The organism is Compostibacillus humi, assembly GCF_014637175.1.
Taxonomy (GTDB): domain Bacteria; phylum Bacillota; class Bacilli; order Bacillales; family Amphibacillaceae; genus Oceanobacillus; species Oceanobacillus humi.
In genome coordinates this window covers 19,451-36,312 of record NZ_BMEV01000014.1, presented here as the reverse complement: position 1 = coordinate 36,312, position 16,862 = coordinate 19,451, and the positions used below count along the sequence as shown (strand labels likewise).

Annotated in this window: 14 protein-coding genes; 11 read left to right on the top strand and 3 right to left on the bottom strand. The window is 42.6% G+C overall.

The annotated features are described in order from the left end of the window. Positions 1-35: 35 nt before the first annotated feature. Positions 36-461: a disulfide oxidoreductase gene (locus IEV18_RS05420; protein WP_188391365.1), complete on the top strand. Its 426-nt coding sequence runs from the start codon at positions 36-38 to the stop codon at positions 459-461. A gap of 15 nt (positions 462-476) precedes the next feature. Continuing rightward, on the top strand, positions 477-959 hold the full coding sequence (locus tag IEV18_RS05415; protein ID WP_188391364.1) for a thioredoxin family protein: 483 nt from the start codon (positions 477-479) through the stop codon (positions 957-959). Positions 960-1,012: 53 nt separating this feature from the next. Here IEV18_RS05415 and IEV18_RS05410 read toward each other — a convergent pair whose 3' ends face one another. Then, on the bottom strand, positions 1,013-1,525 hold the full coding sequence (locus tag IEV18_RS05410; protein WP_188391363.1) for an antibiotic biosynthesis monooxygenase family protein: 513 nt from the start codon (positions 1,523-1,525) through the stop codon (positions 1,013-1,015). Between the two features lie 428 nt (positions 1,526-1,953). Here IEV18_RS05410 and hemE point away from each other — a divergent pair, with 428 nt between their 5' ends. From hemE to hemY, 3 genes are read left to right on the top strand one after another with little or no spacing between them, the layout of a single operon-like run. Continuing rightward, entirely contained in the window at positions 1,954-2,991 is a 1,038-nt protein-coding gene (hemE, locus tag IEV18_RS05405) for a uroporphyrinogen decarboxylase (protein ID WP_188391362.1), read from the top strand. A 16-nt stretch (positions 2,992-3,007) separates the two neighbouring features. Further along, entirely contained in the window at positions 3,008-3,943 is a 936-nt protein-coding gene (gene hemH, locus IEV18_RS05400; protein ID WP_188391361.1) for a ferrochelatase, read from the top strand. After that, the gene (gene hemY, locus IEV18_RS05395; RefSeq protein WP_188391360.1) at positions 3,943-5,343 is read left to right on the top strand and encodes a protoporphyrinogen oxidase; all 1,401 of its coding nucleotides are present in this window, start codon (positions 3,943-3,945) and stop codon (positions 5,341-5,343) included. Before hemH ends, hemY begins: the two co-directional genes overlap by 1 nt. Positions 5,344-5,523: 180 nt before the next feature. On the opposite strand, the gene yhfH is transcribed toward hemY, so the two are convergent. After that, a complete protein-coding gene (yhfH, locus tag IEV18_RS05390) occupies positions 5,524-5,652 on the bottom strand; it encodes a protein YhfH (RefSeq protein ID WP_188391359.1) in 129 nt (42 codons plus the stop codon). A gap of 102 nt (positions 5,653-5,754) precedes the next feature. Here yhfH and IEV18_RS05385 point away from each other — a divergent pair, with 102 nt between their 5' ends. From IEV18_RS05385 to IEV18_RS05375, 3 genes are all read left to right on the top strand, one after another. Next, a complete protein-coding gene (locus tag IEV18_RS05385) occupies positions 5,755-6,492 on the top strand; it encodes an MBL fold metallo-hydrolase (RefSeq protein ID WP_188391358.1) in 738 nt (245 codons plus the stop codon). A gap of 63 nt (positions 6,493-6,555) precedes the next feature. Beyond that, complete coding sequence (gene lplA / locus IEV18_RS05380) at positions 6,556-7,551, top strand: lipoate--protein ligase (RefSeq protein ID WP_188391357.1); 996 nt, start codon at positions 6,556-6,558, stop codon at positions 7,549-7,551. 200 nt (positions 7,552-7,751) lie between these two features. Beyond that, on the top strand, positions 7,752-8,297 hold the full coding sequence (locus tag IEV18_RS05375) for a competence protein ComK (protein WP_229733554.1): 546 nt from the start codon (positions 7,752-7,754) through the stop codon (positions 8,295-8,297). Here IEV18_RS05375 and IEV18_RS05370 read toward each other — a convergent pair. Further along, entirely contained in the window at positions 8,236-8,619 is a 384-nt protein-coding gene (locus IEV18_RS05370) for a YhjD family protein (RefSeq protein ID WP_188391356.1), read from the bottom strand. The two genes, IEV18_RS05375 and IEV18_RS05370, sit on opposite strands and share 62 nt — an antisense overlap. A 223-nt stretch (positions 8,620-8,842) precedes the next feature. Between IEV18_RS05370 and IEV18_RS05365 the strand changes: the two genes are divergently transcribed. The 3 genes from IEV18_RS05365 to addA all read left to right on the top strand — a co-directional run bounded on the left by IEV18_RS05365 (position 8,843) and on the right by addA (position 16,842). Continuing rightward, a complete protein-coding gene (locus IEV18_RS05365) occupies positions 8,843-9,505 on the top strand; it encodes a TVP38/TMEM64 family protein (protein ID WP_188391355.1) in 663 nt (220 codons plus the stop codon). A 124-nt stretch (positions 9,506-9,629) separates the two neighbouring features. Continuing rightward, positions 9,630-13,124, top strand: a complete 3,495-nt coding sequence (gene addB / locus IEV18_RS05360; RefSeq protein ID WP_188391354.1) for a helicase-exonuclease AddAB subunit AddB — start codon at positions 9,630-9,632, stop codon at positions 13,122-13,124. After that, positions 13,117-16,842, top strand: coding sequence for a helicase-exonuclease AddAB subunit AddA (addA, locus tag IEV18_RS05355; RefSeq protein WP_188391353.1), 3,726 nt, complete (start codon positions 13,117-13,119; stop codon positions 16,840-16,842). The genes addB and addA overlap by 8 nt, the downstream gene beginning before the upstream one ends. Positions 16,843-16,862: the final 20 nt, after the last annotated feature.

Here is a 16,862-nt window from a genome sequence, read left to right as displayed (position 1 = left end):
TTATTCCCGTGATATACATGGAGAGGTTGCAAATAATGGATAAAAAATTTGGGGAAAATGCGCTGATTTTAATTTGGACTGTTGCTGTTGCAGCAACGGGAGGAAGTTTGTTTTATTCGGAAGTGATGGGATATATCCCGTGTCAGCTATGCTGGATTCAGCGAATACTCATGTATCCTTTAGTAATCATATACGGTGTGGCGTTATGGAAGAAAAATATCGATATCGCCCTTCCGGGGTTAATTTTGAGCGGAATTGGAATGGCAGTATCTGCCTATCATTATCTCGTGCAAAAGGTGCCATTTTTCCAGGAAGCTGGCGGAGCATGCAGCGGAGATGTTCCATGTAATGTTATTTATGTAAATTATTTTGGTTTTATTACCATTCCGTTTATGGCTGGAACTGCTTTTATCATAATTTTCGCAGCTCATGTCCTGTTGTTAAAATCGAAGAGGAAATAGAAGGAGGAAGAACCGTTGGGTAAAAAAATGCTCATCATCGTTGGTATTATTGCGGTGTTATTCATTGCGCTGATTTTTGTCGTTCAATATAAAAATAACCAGGCGCTGGAAGGTGCCAATAATCCGTATGGAACGAAGGATTTGCATCAGGCGACGATTGATCAGTTGAAGGACCCGAATTATGGCAACCAGATTTTGCCGGAGGAGCTTTCGGAGAAATTGGAAAAGGGAGAAGATGTTACCGTCTATTTTTATAGCCCTACTTGTGTTTATTGTCAGCAAACGACGCCGATTCTCGTTCCGTTGGCAGAGGAAAATAACGTCGATATGAAAAAATTTAATCTGCTGGAATTTGGAGAAGAGGGAACACCTTACGGAATTGAATCTACGCCGACGCTAGTTCATTTTGAAAATGGGGAAGAAGTGGCGCGGATTGTCGGACAGCGGACTGAAGAAGAATTTCAGGCATTTTTTGATAAATACGTGCTGGATGAATAAATAAAAAGATGGTGCCCAGATACGGGTACCATCTTTTTCATTCCATTGGCTGCTTAAAGTTCCCTGTTTTCTTTTTCCTTATACATCCAGTATGCCGTTGCAAAGGGACGTTCGGCAAAATAAGCTGGCTGTTTTACCGCTTGTTTATCATGGGCTTTCTGGAAGGCGCTGGATTTTTTCCAGTTCTCAAAATCGGTTTCTGTTGCCCATTGGGTCATCACAATATAAGTGTTCCCTTTTAATGGCCGAAGGAGACGGAAGGCAAGGAAGCCCGGCATTTGATCGACTTCCTGCCTCCGTTTTTTAAAATTGTCTTCAAATACCGGCTTTGAATCTTCTGCAACAGGAATATGATTCATCACCACATATCCAGCTTTCCTTAAATGGCCGCTTTCGGCGATGATTTCATAGCTTCTTCCCGCCTGAAAAATGCTTCTTTTTTTGTCGTGCTCGTAGTAGGCTAATGCTCCTTGACTGCCTGTCATCAGAAATAAATCAAGGTTCTTATATTTTTCTGCCAGCTTCTTTAAAAACATGATCGTTCCATTCGTCATATGTCCTTTCATCCATGCCACTCCTTTACTGTTCTAATCTTATTTTCATGTTTTTTTTTAATTCCGGCAACTACTTTAACTTAAAATTATTCTTATTTTATATAAAGTACATTTAAGTTTATCTCTTGCAAAATATGTCGTATAATGGAAAAGGATTGTCGATGGCTGCTGAAAAATTTCTTCTTATACATCGCATTACCTTCGATCTGGGGAATAATATCCTACAAAACTCCTAAGCGTATGACTATTTCCCCGGAAATAGTTATTTAGGATGGTTACTATACGATACGAAGAAGCAATCGTTATTATGTTCGAATATATGGCAAATGATCTAAAATGCGACGAAATGGTGACAATCCATTAAATTGCTCCACATTTGTCTTTAAAATCAGTATAGTAAAGATGGTATTGTTATTAGAATGAAAAAGGAATGAAATGAAATGGCAAAAAAAATCAATGATACAATTATTCGGGCATATCAGGGTGAACAAACTGACTATATTCCTGCATGGTATATGCGGCAGGCGGGACGTTCACAGCCGGAGTACCGGGAATTGAAAGAAAAATATTCCTTATTTGACATTACCCATCAGCCAGAATTATGTGCTTACGTGACACGGCTGCCGGTAGAAAATTATAACGTAGATGCAGCAATTCTTTACAAAGATATTATGAGCCCACTGCCTGCAATTGGGGTGGAAGTGGAAATTAAAGCAGGCGTTGGTCCGGTTATTTATAATCCGATCCGCAGTTATCAGGATGTGGAACGTTTAGGAGATATTGACCCGAAAAGGGACGTTCCTTATGTGCTGGACACGATTCGGCTGCTTACCGAAGAACAATTGGAAGTACCGCTCATCGGCTTCAGCGGCGCGCCGTTTACGCTAGCCAGCTATATGATTGAAGGCGGTCCGTCAAAAAATTACAGTAAAACGAAGGCGCTTATGTATCGGGAACCAGACACCTGGTTTTTATTAATGGAAAAGCTGGCTGACATGGTCATAACGTATGTGGAATCCCAAATTGAAGCTGGTGCCAAAGCGATTCAAATTTTTGATTCCTGGGTTGGGTCAATCAATGCATCAGACTATCGGATTTTTATTAAACCGGCGATGACGAGAATTTTTTCCGAATTGCGCAAGCATCAAGTTCCGCTCATTATTTTTGGGGTCGGGGCAAGACATTTGCTGTTAGAGTGGAATGACCTGCCGGTGGATGTAATTGGTTTAGATTGGCGTACTTCTGTCGCTGAAGCGAGGGAAATGGGAGTAACGAAAGTGCTGCAAGGCAATTTAGACCCGGCAATCTTGCTCACAGAATGGGAAACGATTGAGAAAAGGACAAAAGCTATTTTAGATGAAGGAATGAATAGCGGAAAATATGTGTTTAACTTAGGGCATGGGGTTACACCGGACGTCAAGCCTGAAACATTAAAGAAGCTTACCCAGTTTATCCATCAATATACTACAAATCAATAATTAAGAGGTGTTACACATGGAGAAAAAAAGATTAGGACTATTAGTAATGGCATACGGTACTCCGACGAAAGAGGAGGATATCGAACCGTATTACACTCACATTCGCCATGGGAGAAAACCTGCTCCGGAAGAATTGCAGGATTTAAAGGACCGCTATAAAGCGATTGGCGGCGTTTCGCCATTGGCAAAAATTACAGAAGAACAGACAAAAGCGCTGGAAGCAAAAGTTAACGAACTTCAGGACGAGTACGAATTTAAGGCATACATTGGCTTAAAGCATATTTCTCCGTTTATTGAAGATGCCGTTCAACAAATGGCTGAAGATGGAATAAAAGAGGCGGTTTCCATTGTCCTTGCACCCCATTATTCCACGTTCAGCATTAAATCGTATAATGAAAGAGCCCGGAAAGAGGCTGAAAAGCATGGCATTCAAATTACAAGTGTAGAAAGCTGGTATAAAGAGCCTGGATTTATTCAATTTTGGGCAGAAGGCATTCGGAAAATTTACGATGCGATGTCTGAAGAGGAAAGAAGCAAAGCAGTACTTATCGTTTCTGCCCATAGTCTGCCAGAAAAGATTTTGCAGCATGGAGACCCTTATGCAGACCAGCTGCAGGAAACAGCTGACCTAATTGCCGAAAAAGCCGGCATTGTCAACTATGAAGTAGGCTGGCAAAGTGAAGGGAATACTCCAGATCCATGGCTAGGTCCGGATGTACAGGATTTGACGAGGGATTTATACAAGGAGAAAGGGTACCGTTCCTTTGTGTATGCACCTGTTGGTTTCGTAGCTGATCACTTGGAAGTATTGTACGATAATGATTATGAATGTAAAGTCGTTTGTGACGAGTTAGGCGTTCCATATCACCGGCCGGAAATGCCAAATACAAATCCGCAATTTATTCAAACTCTTGCGGAAGTAGTACTGCGCAAAGTAAAGAGTGAAGCTTAATGGACAAGAAGCAAATCGTTGTCGTAGGCGGCGGGATAACAGGTTTATCTGCCGCCTACTACTTGCAGCAGCGAATAAAGAAAGAAAAGCTTCCTTATGAAGTTAAATTGGTCGAAGCAAGCGGCCGCCTCGGAGGAAAAATAAAAACCGTCAAAAAAGACGGCTATACAATTGAGCTTGGTCCCGACTCCTTACTTGCGAGGAAACCGGCTGCAATGAAATTGACGAGAGAACTGGGATTAGAAGAACAGATGGTATACAATGCAACGGGACAATCGTATATATTAGCGAATAATAAGCTCCATAAAATGCCTCTAGGTACGTTTATGGGAATCCCGAAGGATCGAACTGCCATCGTTTCAACGAAATTAATCTCCTTCAAAGGCAAAATAAGAGCACTGGGGGATTTAGTCATTCCGAAAAGTGAGCCGAAAGCAGACCAGTCATTAGGACATTTTATGCGGCGGCGCTTCGGCAATGAAATTGTTGACAATCTTATCTCGCCGCTTCTGTCGGGAATCCATTCCGGTGACATTGATAAGATGAGCTTAATGGCAACTTTTCCAAACTTTTACCATTTGGAACAGAAGTACGGCAGCATCATGAAAGGTTTACAAAAGTCCATGCCCGGGAATAAGAAGCAAAAGGGAAAAAGACCAGGGGGAATGTTTTTTTCCTTTGCCGATGGACTGGAATCCTTCGTTCACCGTTTGGAGGAAAACTTGGATGAAGGATCGGTTCTCATTAATACTGCTGTCGATCATATTGAGAGGAAAGCATCCCATTACCATGTACTGTTAAGCAACGGAAACGTATTAAAATCCGATGCAGTGGTCATTGCCACGCCCCATACGGCAGTGCCGAAAATGTTCAGTCAATACCCGTTTTTCCAGCTCCTTCACGATATTCCGATGACTTCTACTGCCAATGTCGTTCTTGCTTTTGATGAAAAGGCAATGAAGCAAACGGTGGAGGGTACCGGTTTTCAAGTTGCACGAAACAGCAACTATCGGATTACCGCCTGTACTTGGACGAATAAAAAATGGCCGACCACAACACCGGAAGGCAAAGTGCTGCTTCGCTGCTATGTCGGCAGACCGTCGGATCAGGAAATTGTGGAGCTTGGTGACGAAGAAATCGTCCGCATTGTGCTAGAAGATTTACAGAAGCAGATGGAAATTAAAGGTGATCCTGACTTTACGATCGTTACCAGATACATAAAGGAAAGACCCCAGTACAACGTTGGGCATTTGGATTTGGTAAATCGAGTACGTCAGGATGTGGCAGCAAATCTTCCGGGATTGTTTCTTATTGGAAGTTCCTATGATGGAGCAGGAATTCCTGATTGTATCCAGCATGGAGAGAATGTTGTCCAAGAAGTTTTCGATTATCTGCAATAAAGAGGATGAAACCGGCCCGGGGCTTTGCCGCCGGGTCTTTTTTATGCAGAATGCTTGAAACCCGACCTTCCCCCAAAAAAGAAACAGCTGTATAACAGCTGTCCAATAATATATTTTATCCCTATAAAAACTTTTAATAACAGCGAACCACTGTTATAATACAGCTATGGCAAAAAATAATTACCTTGCCGGATGATTACATTCATCGCAAAGATTGCCGTAGCAATCTGCCATTTCCTGAATGTCTTGGCCGCATTGCTGGCATTTTTTCTTCGGTAAGTTCCGGAAAAATTCAATAATGTTGATCATGATTTTCGTCCCCCTTGTATATGAAGTTAGTTATATTGTATTATAACACGATATTTTTTGTCAATACTGTTTTACAACAAAAATATAAGGAGTGAAATGGTAATGAAGGTAACGGTTATCGGGTGTTGGGGCGGCTTTCCGGCGAAAGACGGCGCCACTTCTTCCTATCTGTTCGAAAAAGACGGTTATTCCCTGTTAGTAGATGCAGGCAGCGGTGCATTATCAAAGTTGCAAAAATATACTTCTGTTGCCCAGCTTAATGCGGTGATACTATCCCATTATCATCATGATCATGTTGCCGATGTTGGCGTGTTGCAATATGCAAAAATCATTGAGCATTATGTAAAAGGAACTGACGATGTCCTTCCGATTTACGGACATACATTGGATGAACAGGGGTTTGCAGCTTTGACAGACGAATTTACGAAAGGAATTGCTTACGATCCGGAAAAGGAACTGGAGGCGGGGCCTTTTCGCATTTCATTCCTGAAGACGGAACATCCTGTACCTTGCTTTGGCATGCGGATTACCGATGGGAACGCCGCTGTCGTCTACACCGCTGATACGAGTTTTTCTGAAAGATGGATCCCTTTTAGCAGGGATGCAGATTTATTCATAGCCGACTGCAACTATTATGCGGGAATGGATGGAACAAAATCAGGACATATGAACAGTGAAGAAGCAGCAACGATTGCGGAAGAGGCGCAGGTGAAAAATGTCATGCTAAGCCATCTGCCCCAATACGGAGACATTCATCAGCTTGTGACGGAGGCGAAACGGATTTATAGCGGAAACGTTTTTCTCGCCCAAGAAGGGCTAGTGTGGAACGAAATTCTTTGAAATAACGACATAATTCTTATATCATAGTAATGATAATCAATAATTAGGAGGTCCGTTGCTGCAATGAAGTTTATAGACAATAAAGGCATTACCGATCCAATGATGAACCTTGCCATCGAGGAATATATTTTGGAAAACTTCGGTGAAAAGGATACATATTTGTTATTTTATATCAATAAGCCATCAATTATTATCGGCCGCAATCAAAATACGATTGAAGAAATTAATACAGATTATGTGGAAGAGAAAGGGATTAAAGTTGTCCGCCGACTGTCAGGAGGCGGTGCTGTATACCACGATGAGCAAAACTTGAATTTCAGCTTTATTACAAAGGATGACGGAGAAAGTTTCCAAAACTTTGCCAAATTCCTTCATCCAATTATTAAAGTGCTGAACAAACTCGGTGTTCCGGCGGAAATGCAAGGAAGGAACGATATTGTCGTAGAGGGACGAAAAATTTCCGGGAATGCTATGTTTTCGACGAAGGGGCGCATGTTCAGCCACGGTACGTTAATGCTCGATTCCCAATTGGAGGAACTGACGAAAGCGTTAAAAGTAAAGAAAGAAAAGATTGAATCGAAAGGCATTAAATCCATCCGCAGCCGGGTAGCAAACATATCCGAGTTTTTAGACGAGAAAATTACGATGGAACAGTTTAAAGAAGCCATTTTAAAAAATATTTTTGAAGTGGACGATGTGAAAGATGTTCCGCAATATGTTTTAACGGAAGAAGATTGGAAAAACATCGAGGAAATTTCCAAAAACAGATATCAAAAATGGGAATGGAATTACGGAAAATCTCCTGAATATAACGTAAAAGAAACGAAAAAATTCCCGGCCGGCCTAGTGGACGTCCGCTTGAACGTGCAAAAAGGAATTATTGAAAACTGTAAAATTTATGGCGACTTCTTCGGTATCGGAAATATTGCCGATTTGGAAAAAGCTTTAACTGGCGTGCGCCACGATCGTCAAGCCATTGAAGAGGCATTGAAGGACTTTGATGTGCCGCACTACCTTGGCAAAATCTCTAAAGAAGATTTTATTGATTTGCTCTATTAGACTGGAAAACTTGCGCAGTGCTTCTATCAGGAAGTGCTGCGTTTTTAGTTTCTATCATTACAAATAGGAGGAAGAGTAAAAATTATCAGGAATTTTGTAAAATAATGTATTTTTTATATCTTTTTTCCTAAAAATATGTTATATTTATAGTAAAAATGGGGCTACTTTCTTTCTTTTATTATATGGAAAGGAAGATGAAATTGAAGAAAGAAATGCGTTATCTCCCCTATTATGAAGTAACTCCGTGCACGATGGCAATCATCCACCAATTCGATGAGGAAACACGGGAACCGATTTCCCTTGTATTGGAAGAGGATATCGAATATGTCGTGCCTCTTTCGCCAAATAAAATTGTCGATGATGCTTGCAAGTTTTTTGGCTCAGATTTGAAGGGAAGATTGGATTGGACAAGAGATGTTTGCGGTCTGCACTATAAACTGCCGATAGCCATCAGTCATGAAAATAAAATGTATTTCTTCCCGACAGCCTCTCCTAAAAAGTCCCATTGTTCGTGGATTGCCCATTCCTTTATTAAACGAATAAGCAAGTTTTCGCCTCATCAAACGGAAGTGACGTTTATGAACGGCAGAAGCTATATTTTTGATATATCTTATGGCTCAATGCTCAATCAAATGAAGCGGACAGCCCTTTTGCGCTATTTGCTCGACCACCATTTGAAATCAATTAATGGACGGGAGAAAGTGGAAATGATTGCAGAGCCTTCTCCATCATTTCCTTTACAATAATTTCAACTTTTTTTCGAATAGCAGGGTTAAAAAAGTTGCGTTTTTCTTCTTTACCTTGACAAATAAACAGATAAGACGAGAAAGAATCATTTCTGTTCAGCAAAATCACTTGAATATTTTCATCATGCATCGTTTTCCGTAAATTTTTTCGTTCCTTCTTGGCGAGGAAAATCATCTTTTCCAGCAGTTCCAAATAAGGTTCTTTAATTTTGAACTTTCCATCTCGGATGTAGGCCATGTCTTGCTTCATTACGGTAATGGCCATGGAAAGAAACAGGAACCTTAACGCAGCTTGCAAATGTTCATCTTGTAAATAGCGCATGATATAACTCCTCTCAAACAAGAACGTATGTTCTAAGTCTATTTTAACCAAAAAAGGGATAAAAATTCAATATATAATTGTTTTTTAGTACAATAAGAAAGAAAGTAGCTTCATTAGACAAATTTTTATATAAAATTAGGAATTTCTTGCTATATCCTTTACAATGGTCTTAAGTTAATTGAAGCTGTAATTTAAGATGGATGAATGAGGAGTTTTTCTTTACATGTACATGATGAACATTACTTTTTCCAATTGGCAAATAATGTGGCAAAAAGAAGGAACGGAAGAATTTATTTTGCAGCTGCTGAATCAGTACGAAGGGCTGGGGCCATTGCCTGGATTCCTGTTTCCCTTTATTGAAGCGTTTTTACCGTTTTTACCTTTGATTGTATTTGTCCTCACGAATGCTGCAGCTTACGGTCTGTTAGAAGGGTTTCTGCTGTCATGGTTAGGGGCAAGTTCAGGGGCAATTACGGTATTTCTTGTTATACGCCGATTATCAAAAACGAAATGGGTAAAAAAAATAAAGCAAAACAGGCAAGTAAAGATCGTGACTTCGTGGGTGGAAAGAAGAGGATTTGGTCCGCTATTCCTCCTGCTAGTATTTCCTTTTTCTCCATCTTCTGTTATCAACGTAGTGGCAGGTCTTTCCAAAGTAAGCATACAGCAATTTGCCCTCGCTGTATTAATGGGGAAATCGGTTATGATATTTACCATCTCCTATGTCGGATCCAGCATTATGGAATTTGCCGAAAAACCTGTTCGCACGATTGTCGTCTTAATTATCATCGTCTTGTTTTGGATGTTCGGCAAACGGCTGGAAAAGAAACTGCAGGAGAAAGGCCAAAAGGAACTGGCGATGGCAGAAAAGGAAAAATACGAATAAATGGCATAAGCGAAACGGTTATAAGGAAGTCTCTGTCTTTGGTAAAATAGAAGGACAGAGATTTTTTTATGTAAGACAAGTGATGCATGCTTAAATATATAGAAAAGAGAGTGGGGGAAATACAATGGGATTACGGTTTATTATCGGACGGTCCGGAACAGATAAGAGCGGACTCGTGCTTCAGGAAATAAAAGAAAAGCTGCTGCAAGAACCGGCGGGAAAACCGATTTTTTATATCGTCCCGGAGCAAATGACGTTTCAGCAAGAATATGAACTGTTCACCGACCCGGAACTTGAAGGGAGCATCCGCGCCCAAGTTATGAGCTTTTCGCGCCTTGCCTGGCGCATCTTGCAGGAAACCGGCGGCATTACCCGGCAATTTATCAGTTCTGTTGGTATCCAAATGATGCTCAGGAAAATTATTGAGGAAAAAAAAGATGATTGGCTTACATTTCAAAAGGCGGCAGACAAACAAGGATTTTTGCAGCAAATGGAAGCGATGATTACCGAATTCAAACGGTACCAGGTCACACCGGATGATCTCCTATCATATATGGAGCATATAAAACAGTTCGTCCATAAAGAAGAAGGAGAAGAAATTTTATCGCGAAAATTATTCGACTTATATGAGATATATGAAAAACTGACGGTGATGCTGGAAGGAAAATATGTGGACAGTGAAGACCAGCTGCAATTGCTGGCAGCGAAAGTAAAGGAATCCAAGTTGCTTGATGGGGCGGAAGTGTACGTTGACGGATTTCATTCCTTTACTCCGATTGAACTGGAAGTATTGCTGGCATTGCTCAAAAAATGCAAGGCGATGACCGTTACCTTAACCCTCGATGAAGTAAACAAGGAAAGGCAAGAACTGGACTTATTTTATCAGACGAACAAAACTTTGGAAATCCTTACTCAAATTGCCGAAGAAAATGGAATTCCAATAGCGGAAACAAAAACATTGGATCCAATGACGGGAAGATTCCATGACCGTCCGTATTTTCTCCATTTAGAAGAAAACTTTGACAAAAGACCGGCGAAAGCATATGAAGGAGAAGCACCAATACAAATTTATGAGGCGGTCCATCCCCGGGCTGAAGTAGAAGGAGCGGCACAGGAAATTCTCCGATTAGTGCGGGAAGAACAGTATCGCTTTAAAGATGTGGCCGTGTTTATCCGTGAGCCGGACGTATACCATGATTTAATCGAAACGATTTTCCAAGATTACGGGATTCCGGTATTTATTGACCAAAAGCGGACGATGCTCAACCATCCGTTAATCGAATTTATTCGTTCCGGTTTAGAAATGGTGGAAGGAAACTGGAAGTATGATGCAGTTTTTCGGCTGTTAAAAACCGGATTTATCCCGCCAAGCGACAGGGAATATCCTCTCACCGACGATGCTATCGACGAACTGGAAAATTACGTCCTCGAATATGGAATTAAAACGAGAAAGCGATGGTTTGACGGGGAAGTATGGAAATACCAACGTTTCCGCGGCTTTGATCAAGCGGTGCAGACCGATGAAGAAATAAAAATCCAGCAACGGATTAACAAATATCGGGAGCAGGTCGTTACCAGCCTCGCCTTCTTTGACGAACAAATACGGAAGGCGAAAACGGTAAGGGAATATTGTCTTGCCATCTACACCCTGCTCGAAAAATTGCACGTACCGAAAAAACTGGAACAAATGCGGGACTATTATGACGAGCACGGGATGATTGAAAAGGGAAGGGAAGAAGACCAGGTATGGAATGCCGTCATCCAATTGTTGGACGAGATGGTTGAAATGGTCGGAGACGAGGAAATGCCGTTAAAATTATTCCGTACGACGCTGGAAGCTGGCCTGGAAACGCTCACCTTTTCCCATGTGCCGCCAAGCATGGATCATGTCATCGTCGGTACGATTGACCGTTCCCGTATTAGCGGAATCCGCTCCAGCTTTCTTCTCGGTGTCAATGATGGATCGTGGCCGATGAAACCGCCGCAAGATGGCATCATAAACGAAAAAGAAAGGGAGTTGCTGGAAAACCATGGACTGACCCTTGCCGACAGCTCAAAAAGGCAATTGCTCGATGATTGGTTTTACATGTATCTCGCATTTACGTCGGCAAAGGACAAGTTATGGGTCAGTTTTACGCTAAGCGATGAAGAAGGAAAAGGAAAGACTCCGTCCCAGCTCATCCACCGTATAGAAGAACTGTTTCCGTCCTGCAAGAATCATATATTGCTGCAAGATCCGGACGAATTGCAAGATGCGGAACGGTTCATAACGACGCCGAAAAAAACAAGGTCCGCTTTGACGGTCCAGCTGGCACGACTGAACCGGGGGTACCCTGTTAAGCCGGTCTGGTTCCACGTGTTGAACTGGTATATGGACCATGAAGATAAATATGGCAAGACGTATAACATTTTGCAAAGCTTATTCTACCAAAACAGACCGAAAAATTTGTCGAAAGAAACGGTAAAGGAAATTTATCCGAAGGAGCTGAAAGCGAGTGTAAGCCGCCTGGAAACGTATTTCCAATGCTCCTACCAGCATTTTGCCAAATATAGTCTGCATTTGGAAGAACGCCGCACTTATAAACTGGATGCCCCGGATATTGGAATGCTGTTCCATGAAGCATTGCGGATTATTACCGATTGGATTCGGGAAGAAAGAAAGGATTTTGCGGAAATCCGCAAACAGGATGCAGCTGCATATGCAAAGAGGGCAGTAGGAAATCTATCTCCAATATTGCAGCATCAAATTTTGCACAGTTCGAACCGATATCAATACATTCAAAAAAAATTGGAAGAAATCATTGCCCGGGCTACTTATATTTTGAGTGAACAAGCAAGGCTAACGGATTTCTCTCCGGTAGGGCTGGAGCTGGCATTCGGTTATCCGAATGGGCTGCCGCCGCTGAAGCTGGAACTGCCAAGCGGCTATCAGCTGCAGCTGAGAGGCCGAATCGACCGGGTTGATAAAGCGGTGAAAGAAGATGAGCTATATTTACGGATTATTGACTATAAATCGAGTGCAAGGGGCTTAAATTTAGTTGAAGTGTATTATGGACTCGCGCTGCAAATGCTTGCTTATTTGGATGTAGTCATCCGGCACTCGGAAACGTGGCTGAAACAGAAGGCAACGCCGGCCGGGGTATTATATTTCCACGTTCATAATCCGATGGTTACCGAAGAAAATAAACTGGCGGAAGATGAGATTGAAAGAGAAATATTTAAAAGCTACAAAATGAAAGGCCTGCTGCTTGCTGATGATGAGATTGTAAAAATGATGGATACGGCAACGGAAACCGGATATAGCGATATTGTTCCTGTTGCCTTTAAAAAAGGCGGGGGATTTTACTCCAATTCAAAGGTGGCAACCGAAGACGCTTTTCATCACTTGCAGCAATATATCCGTCTGCTGATGAAAAGGGCAGGAGAAGATATGGTTTCCGGAAAAGTCCGTTTAAATCCATATCAATATAAAAACAGAACTGCATGCACTTTCTGTCCTTTCCATGCCGTCTGTCAATTCGATCCGATGCTAGAGGATCATCACTATCATAAATTGAAAGAAATGAAGGAAGAGGAAGTGTTCGGAAAAATCGCAAGCGAGGTGGAACAGGATGGTTAAATGGACGAAGGAGCAGGAGGATGCCATTTATACAGAGGGAAGGGATATTCTCGTTGCTGCCGCAGCCGGTTCAGGGAAAACCGCTGTCCTGGTGGAACGAATTATTCAGAAACTGTTAAGAGAGGAAAATCCCCTCAATATCGATGAATTGTTAGTCGTAACTTTTACGAACGCGGCAGCCCAGGAAATGCGGAACAGGGTCGGCCTTGCTTTGGATAAAGCGCTAAAGGAAAATCCCGGCTCGCTTCATCTGAAAAAGCAATTGTCCCTCCTGCAGCGGGCATCCATATCAACACTGCATTCCTTTTGTTTAGATATCGTCAGACAATATTCCTATTTGCTCGATATTGATCCGGCTTTCCGTATTGCTGATGATATGGAAACAGATTTAATTAGACAGGAAGTGATGGATGAATTATTTGAAGAATGGTATGGCAGGGAAGGGGAGGAGCAGGAGCAATTTTTTGCTGTAGTAGACCGTTTTTCCAGCGACCGCAGCGATGAAGAGGTGGAAAAGTTAATCCTCGCCCTTCACAACTTTGCCATTCAAAATCCATGGCCGGAGGAGTGGCTAAAAAGCTTGGCCGATCGTTACGTCGTTCCGGACGAGTGGGAAGAAGCCGATTTATCTTGGCTTCCGATTATGAAGCGGGAAGTACAGCACCAGCTGGAAGCGATGCGCCAGGAAATCGTGCTTGCTTATGAAATAACGAAGGAGCCGGACGGGCCATACGCCTATGCGGAAACAGTGGAAGCGGATCTCGCACTCGTTGAAGAGGCGGAAAAACATGTGACATCTTGGAGCACGCTCCAACACATTATTTCTACAAGCAAATTCCCGGCTTTATCACGAAAAAAACAAGATTGTAATGAAGAGAAAAAGGAGCAAGTAAAAAACTTAAGAAATAGCTATAAAGACCGCTGGAGCAATATGAAAGCAAAATGGTTTGCCAGAAGTCTGGAGGGCCATGTGGAAGATTTAAAAACGATGGCTCCCGTCGTTCGACACGTGACGAAAATGGTAATGGAATTTCATGACCGTTTCGTTGCAGCGAAAAAGGAAAAGGCGATTGTGGATTTTTCCGACTTGGAACATTATTGTCTCCAGCTTTTGCTGGATGAATTGGCAACGAAGGATCATCTCCTTCCTTCCAAAGTAGCTGTCCAGCTGCAGGAGCAATTTAAAGAAGTGCTCGTCGATGAATACCAGGACACGAACCTTGTACAGGAAACGATCCTTTCGTTAGTGAGCGACCAGAAAGGACCGGGCAACCGTTTTATGGTCGGGGACGTCAAGCAAAGCATATACCGTTTTCGCCATGCGGAACCTTTTTTGTTTATTGAAAAATATAAGCAATTTTCTGGGGAAAACAGCAAAGGACAGCGGATTGACCTGGCGAGCAATTTCCGCAGCCGGGAACTGGTGCTGACAGGAGCAAATTATATTTTCCGGCAAATTTTGGACGAAACCGTCGGTGAAATTAATTATGATGAAAAAGCTGAGCTCATTTACGGAAATAAAATGTATGACGAATACACTTTTTCTTCTCCTGATCCGGAATTAGTCATTATTGACAGGGACAGTGAAGAGGAAGAAGAGGAGGAAACGGAAGGGGAAAGTGTAGCCGATCTGGAAAAAGCCCAAATCGAAGCAAGGGCCTATGCAGACCGAATCCACACGTGGATCGGCAAAAAAGGAAAAGAGCCATTACAAGTATTTGATAAAGAAAAAGGAATCCAGCGGGATATCCAGTATCGGGACATTGTCATTCTTTTGCGGTCGATGAACTGGGCGCCGACGATCGTTGATGAATTGAAGAAACAAGGAATTCCCGTGTATGCGGAACTGGATACGGGGTATTTTGAAGCAATCGAAATAAAAATTATGATTAGTCTTTTGAAAGTGATTGACAATCCAAGACAAGACATTCCGTTAGCCTCTGTCCTGAAATCCCCAATTGTCGGACTTTCGGAAGATGAATTGGTACGCATCCGGTTAGCGGACAAGCACGGTACGTATTATGACGCACTGGAAAAGTATACAAATGCCCATCATGACGGAATTGCCCAAAGGCTGAAACGCTTCCTTCGCCAGTTGGAGGAATTTCGACTCCAAGCTAGAAACGGCGCTCTTTCTGAGCTAATTTGGAACATTTATCAGGAAACAGGCTATTACGATTTTGTCGGCGGGATTCCTGGCGGCAGACAGCGGCAGGCAAATTTGCGGGCATTATACGACCGGGCACGGGCGTATGAATCGACCAGTTTCCGCGGCCTGTTCCGTTTCTTGCGCTTTATCGACAAGATGAGAGAGAAGGGCGATGACTTAGGTGCGGCCCGGGCTTTAAGCGAACAGGAAGACGTCGTCCGCATTATGACGATCCATAAGAGCAAGGGGCTGGAGTTTCCGGTCGTTATTATTGGAGCAATGGATAAACAATTCAATATGCAAGATTTGTCGCGTAAGTATTTGCTTCATAAAGATTTAGGTTTTGCCAGTAAATACATTGACCCGGAAAAACGAATCACCTATCCGACGCTGTTTTATCATGCGCTGAAAGGGGAAAAGAAGAGGGAACTGCTGGCGGAGGAAATGCGGGTTTTATACGTTGCTGTTACCCGGGCAAAAGAAAAGCTGGTCATGATTGCCAATGTGAATTCCTTTGCGAAAAAAATCGAGAAATGGCAAAAAATGATCGATCATTCGGAATGGGTTTTGCCAGCCTATTTCCGGATGGAAGCGAAGTCCTACCTCGATTGGATCGGCCCCGCATTAATGCGGCATGAAAACAATGCTGCATTGAGGAAGAAGGAATTATCCGATCGGGTGCTTGAACCGATCCGTCTTGACCCTTCCAAATGGGAAATTGCCGTCGAGAACGCAACGAAATATACGGATATGGAAAACGATACCGGAAAAGAACAGGAACAATTAAAAGAACATATTAATCAATGGAAACCGGTGACCACGGAGGATGAAGCACTGGCAAAACAGGTGGATGAACGGCTGTCCTACCGCTATCCCCATGAAGTTGCCGCAAAAACCCGGGCAAAACAAACAGTTACTGAAATAAAACGCCAGCGGGAAATCCGGGATGAATATAGCAGTGACCAATTAGTCCAGCCGTACCGCGCTCCAATTGTCAGACGGCCAAATTTTATTCAGAAAGAAAAAATGCTTACTGCAGCGGAAATTGGTACCGCCATGCATACAGTCATGCAGCATTTGCCGATGGATAAGCCGTTAAACGAGGAGCAGCTGGAAGAACAGCTGGAATTATTCGTGGCAAAAGAAATTTTAACGACGGAAGAAGCGCGAGCGATTGACCGGAATGCTATTATTCGTTTTTTTGAAACGGACATTGCCCGCCTAATGATGGAAAAGGCATCCTCCCTCGAGAGGGAAGTGCCGTTCAGCTTCACCCTGTCTGCGAATGAAGTATATTCCCGCTGGCAAGGAGGAGAGGAACGGGTGCTTATTCAAGGGGTAATCGACTGTTTAATTCCGAAAGAGGACGGCTGGATTATTCTTGATTATAAAACCGATGCCATTCCGGATGAAGTGACGGACGAAACAATCGCGATGCTAAAGAAACGTTACGAAGTGCAGCTAAACCTGTACCGGAAGGCGTTGGAACGTATCTGGAAACAGCCGATCAAACAGACGTATGTATACTATTTCCAAAAGCAATTGTTATTGGAAGTTCCGCAAAAATAGAGGAAGGGTTTCCCTTCCTC

Excerpts from the sequence above, each read along its gene's own strand:
- IEV18_RS05365 (WP_188391355.1), top strand. The coding sequence starts at position 8,843 with ATGTACATGATGAACATTACTTTTTCCAATTGGCAAATAATGTGGCAA.
- addB (WP_188391354.1), top strand. The coding sequence starts at position 9,630 with ATGGGATTACGGTTTATTATCGGACGGTCCGGAACAGATAAGAGCGGA.
- hemE (WP_188391362.1), top strand. The coding sequence starts at position 1,954 with ATGGCAAAAAAAATCAATGATACAATTATTCGGGCATATCAGGGTGAA.
- IEV18_RS05385 (WP_188391358.1), top strand. The coding sequence starts at position 5,755 with ATGAAGGTAACGGTTATCGGGTGTTGGGGCGGCTTTCCGGCGAAAGAC.
- IEV18_RS05420 (WP_188391365.1), top strand. The coding sequence starts at position 36 with ATGGATAAAAAATTTGGGGAAAATGCGCTGATTTTAATTTGGACTGTT.
- IEV18_RS05370 (WP_188391356.1), bottom strand. The coding sequence starts at position 8,619 with ATGCGCTATTTACAAGATGAACATTTGCAAGCTGCGTTAAGGTTCCTG.
- yhfH (WP_188391359.1), bottom strand. The coding sequence starts at position 5,652 with ATGATCAACATTATTGAATTTTTCCGGAACTTACCGAAGAAAAAATGC.
- IEV18_RS05410 (WP_188391363.1), bottom strand. The coding sequence starts at position 1,525 with ATGAAAGGACATATGACGAATGGAACGATCATGTTTTTAAAGAAGCTG.
- addA (WP_188391353.1), top strand. The coding sequence starts at position 13,117 with ATGGTTAAATGGACGAAGGAGCAGGAGGATGCCATTTATACAGAGGGA.
- lplA (WP_188391357.1), top strand. The coding sequence starts at position 6,556 with ATGAAGTTTATAGACAATAAAGGCATTACCGATCCAATGATGAACCTT.
- hemH (WP_188391361.1), top strand. The coding sequence starts at position 3,008 with ATGGAGAAAAAAAGATTAGGACTATTAGTAATGGCATACGGTACTCCG.
- hemY (WP_188391360.1), top strand. The coding sequence starts at position 3,943 with ATGGACAAGAAGCAAATCGTTGTCGTAGGCGGCGGGATAACAGGTTTA.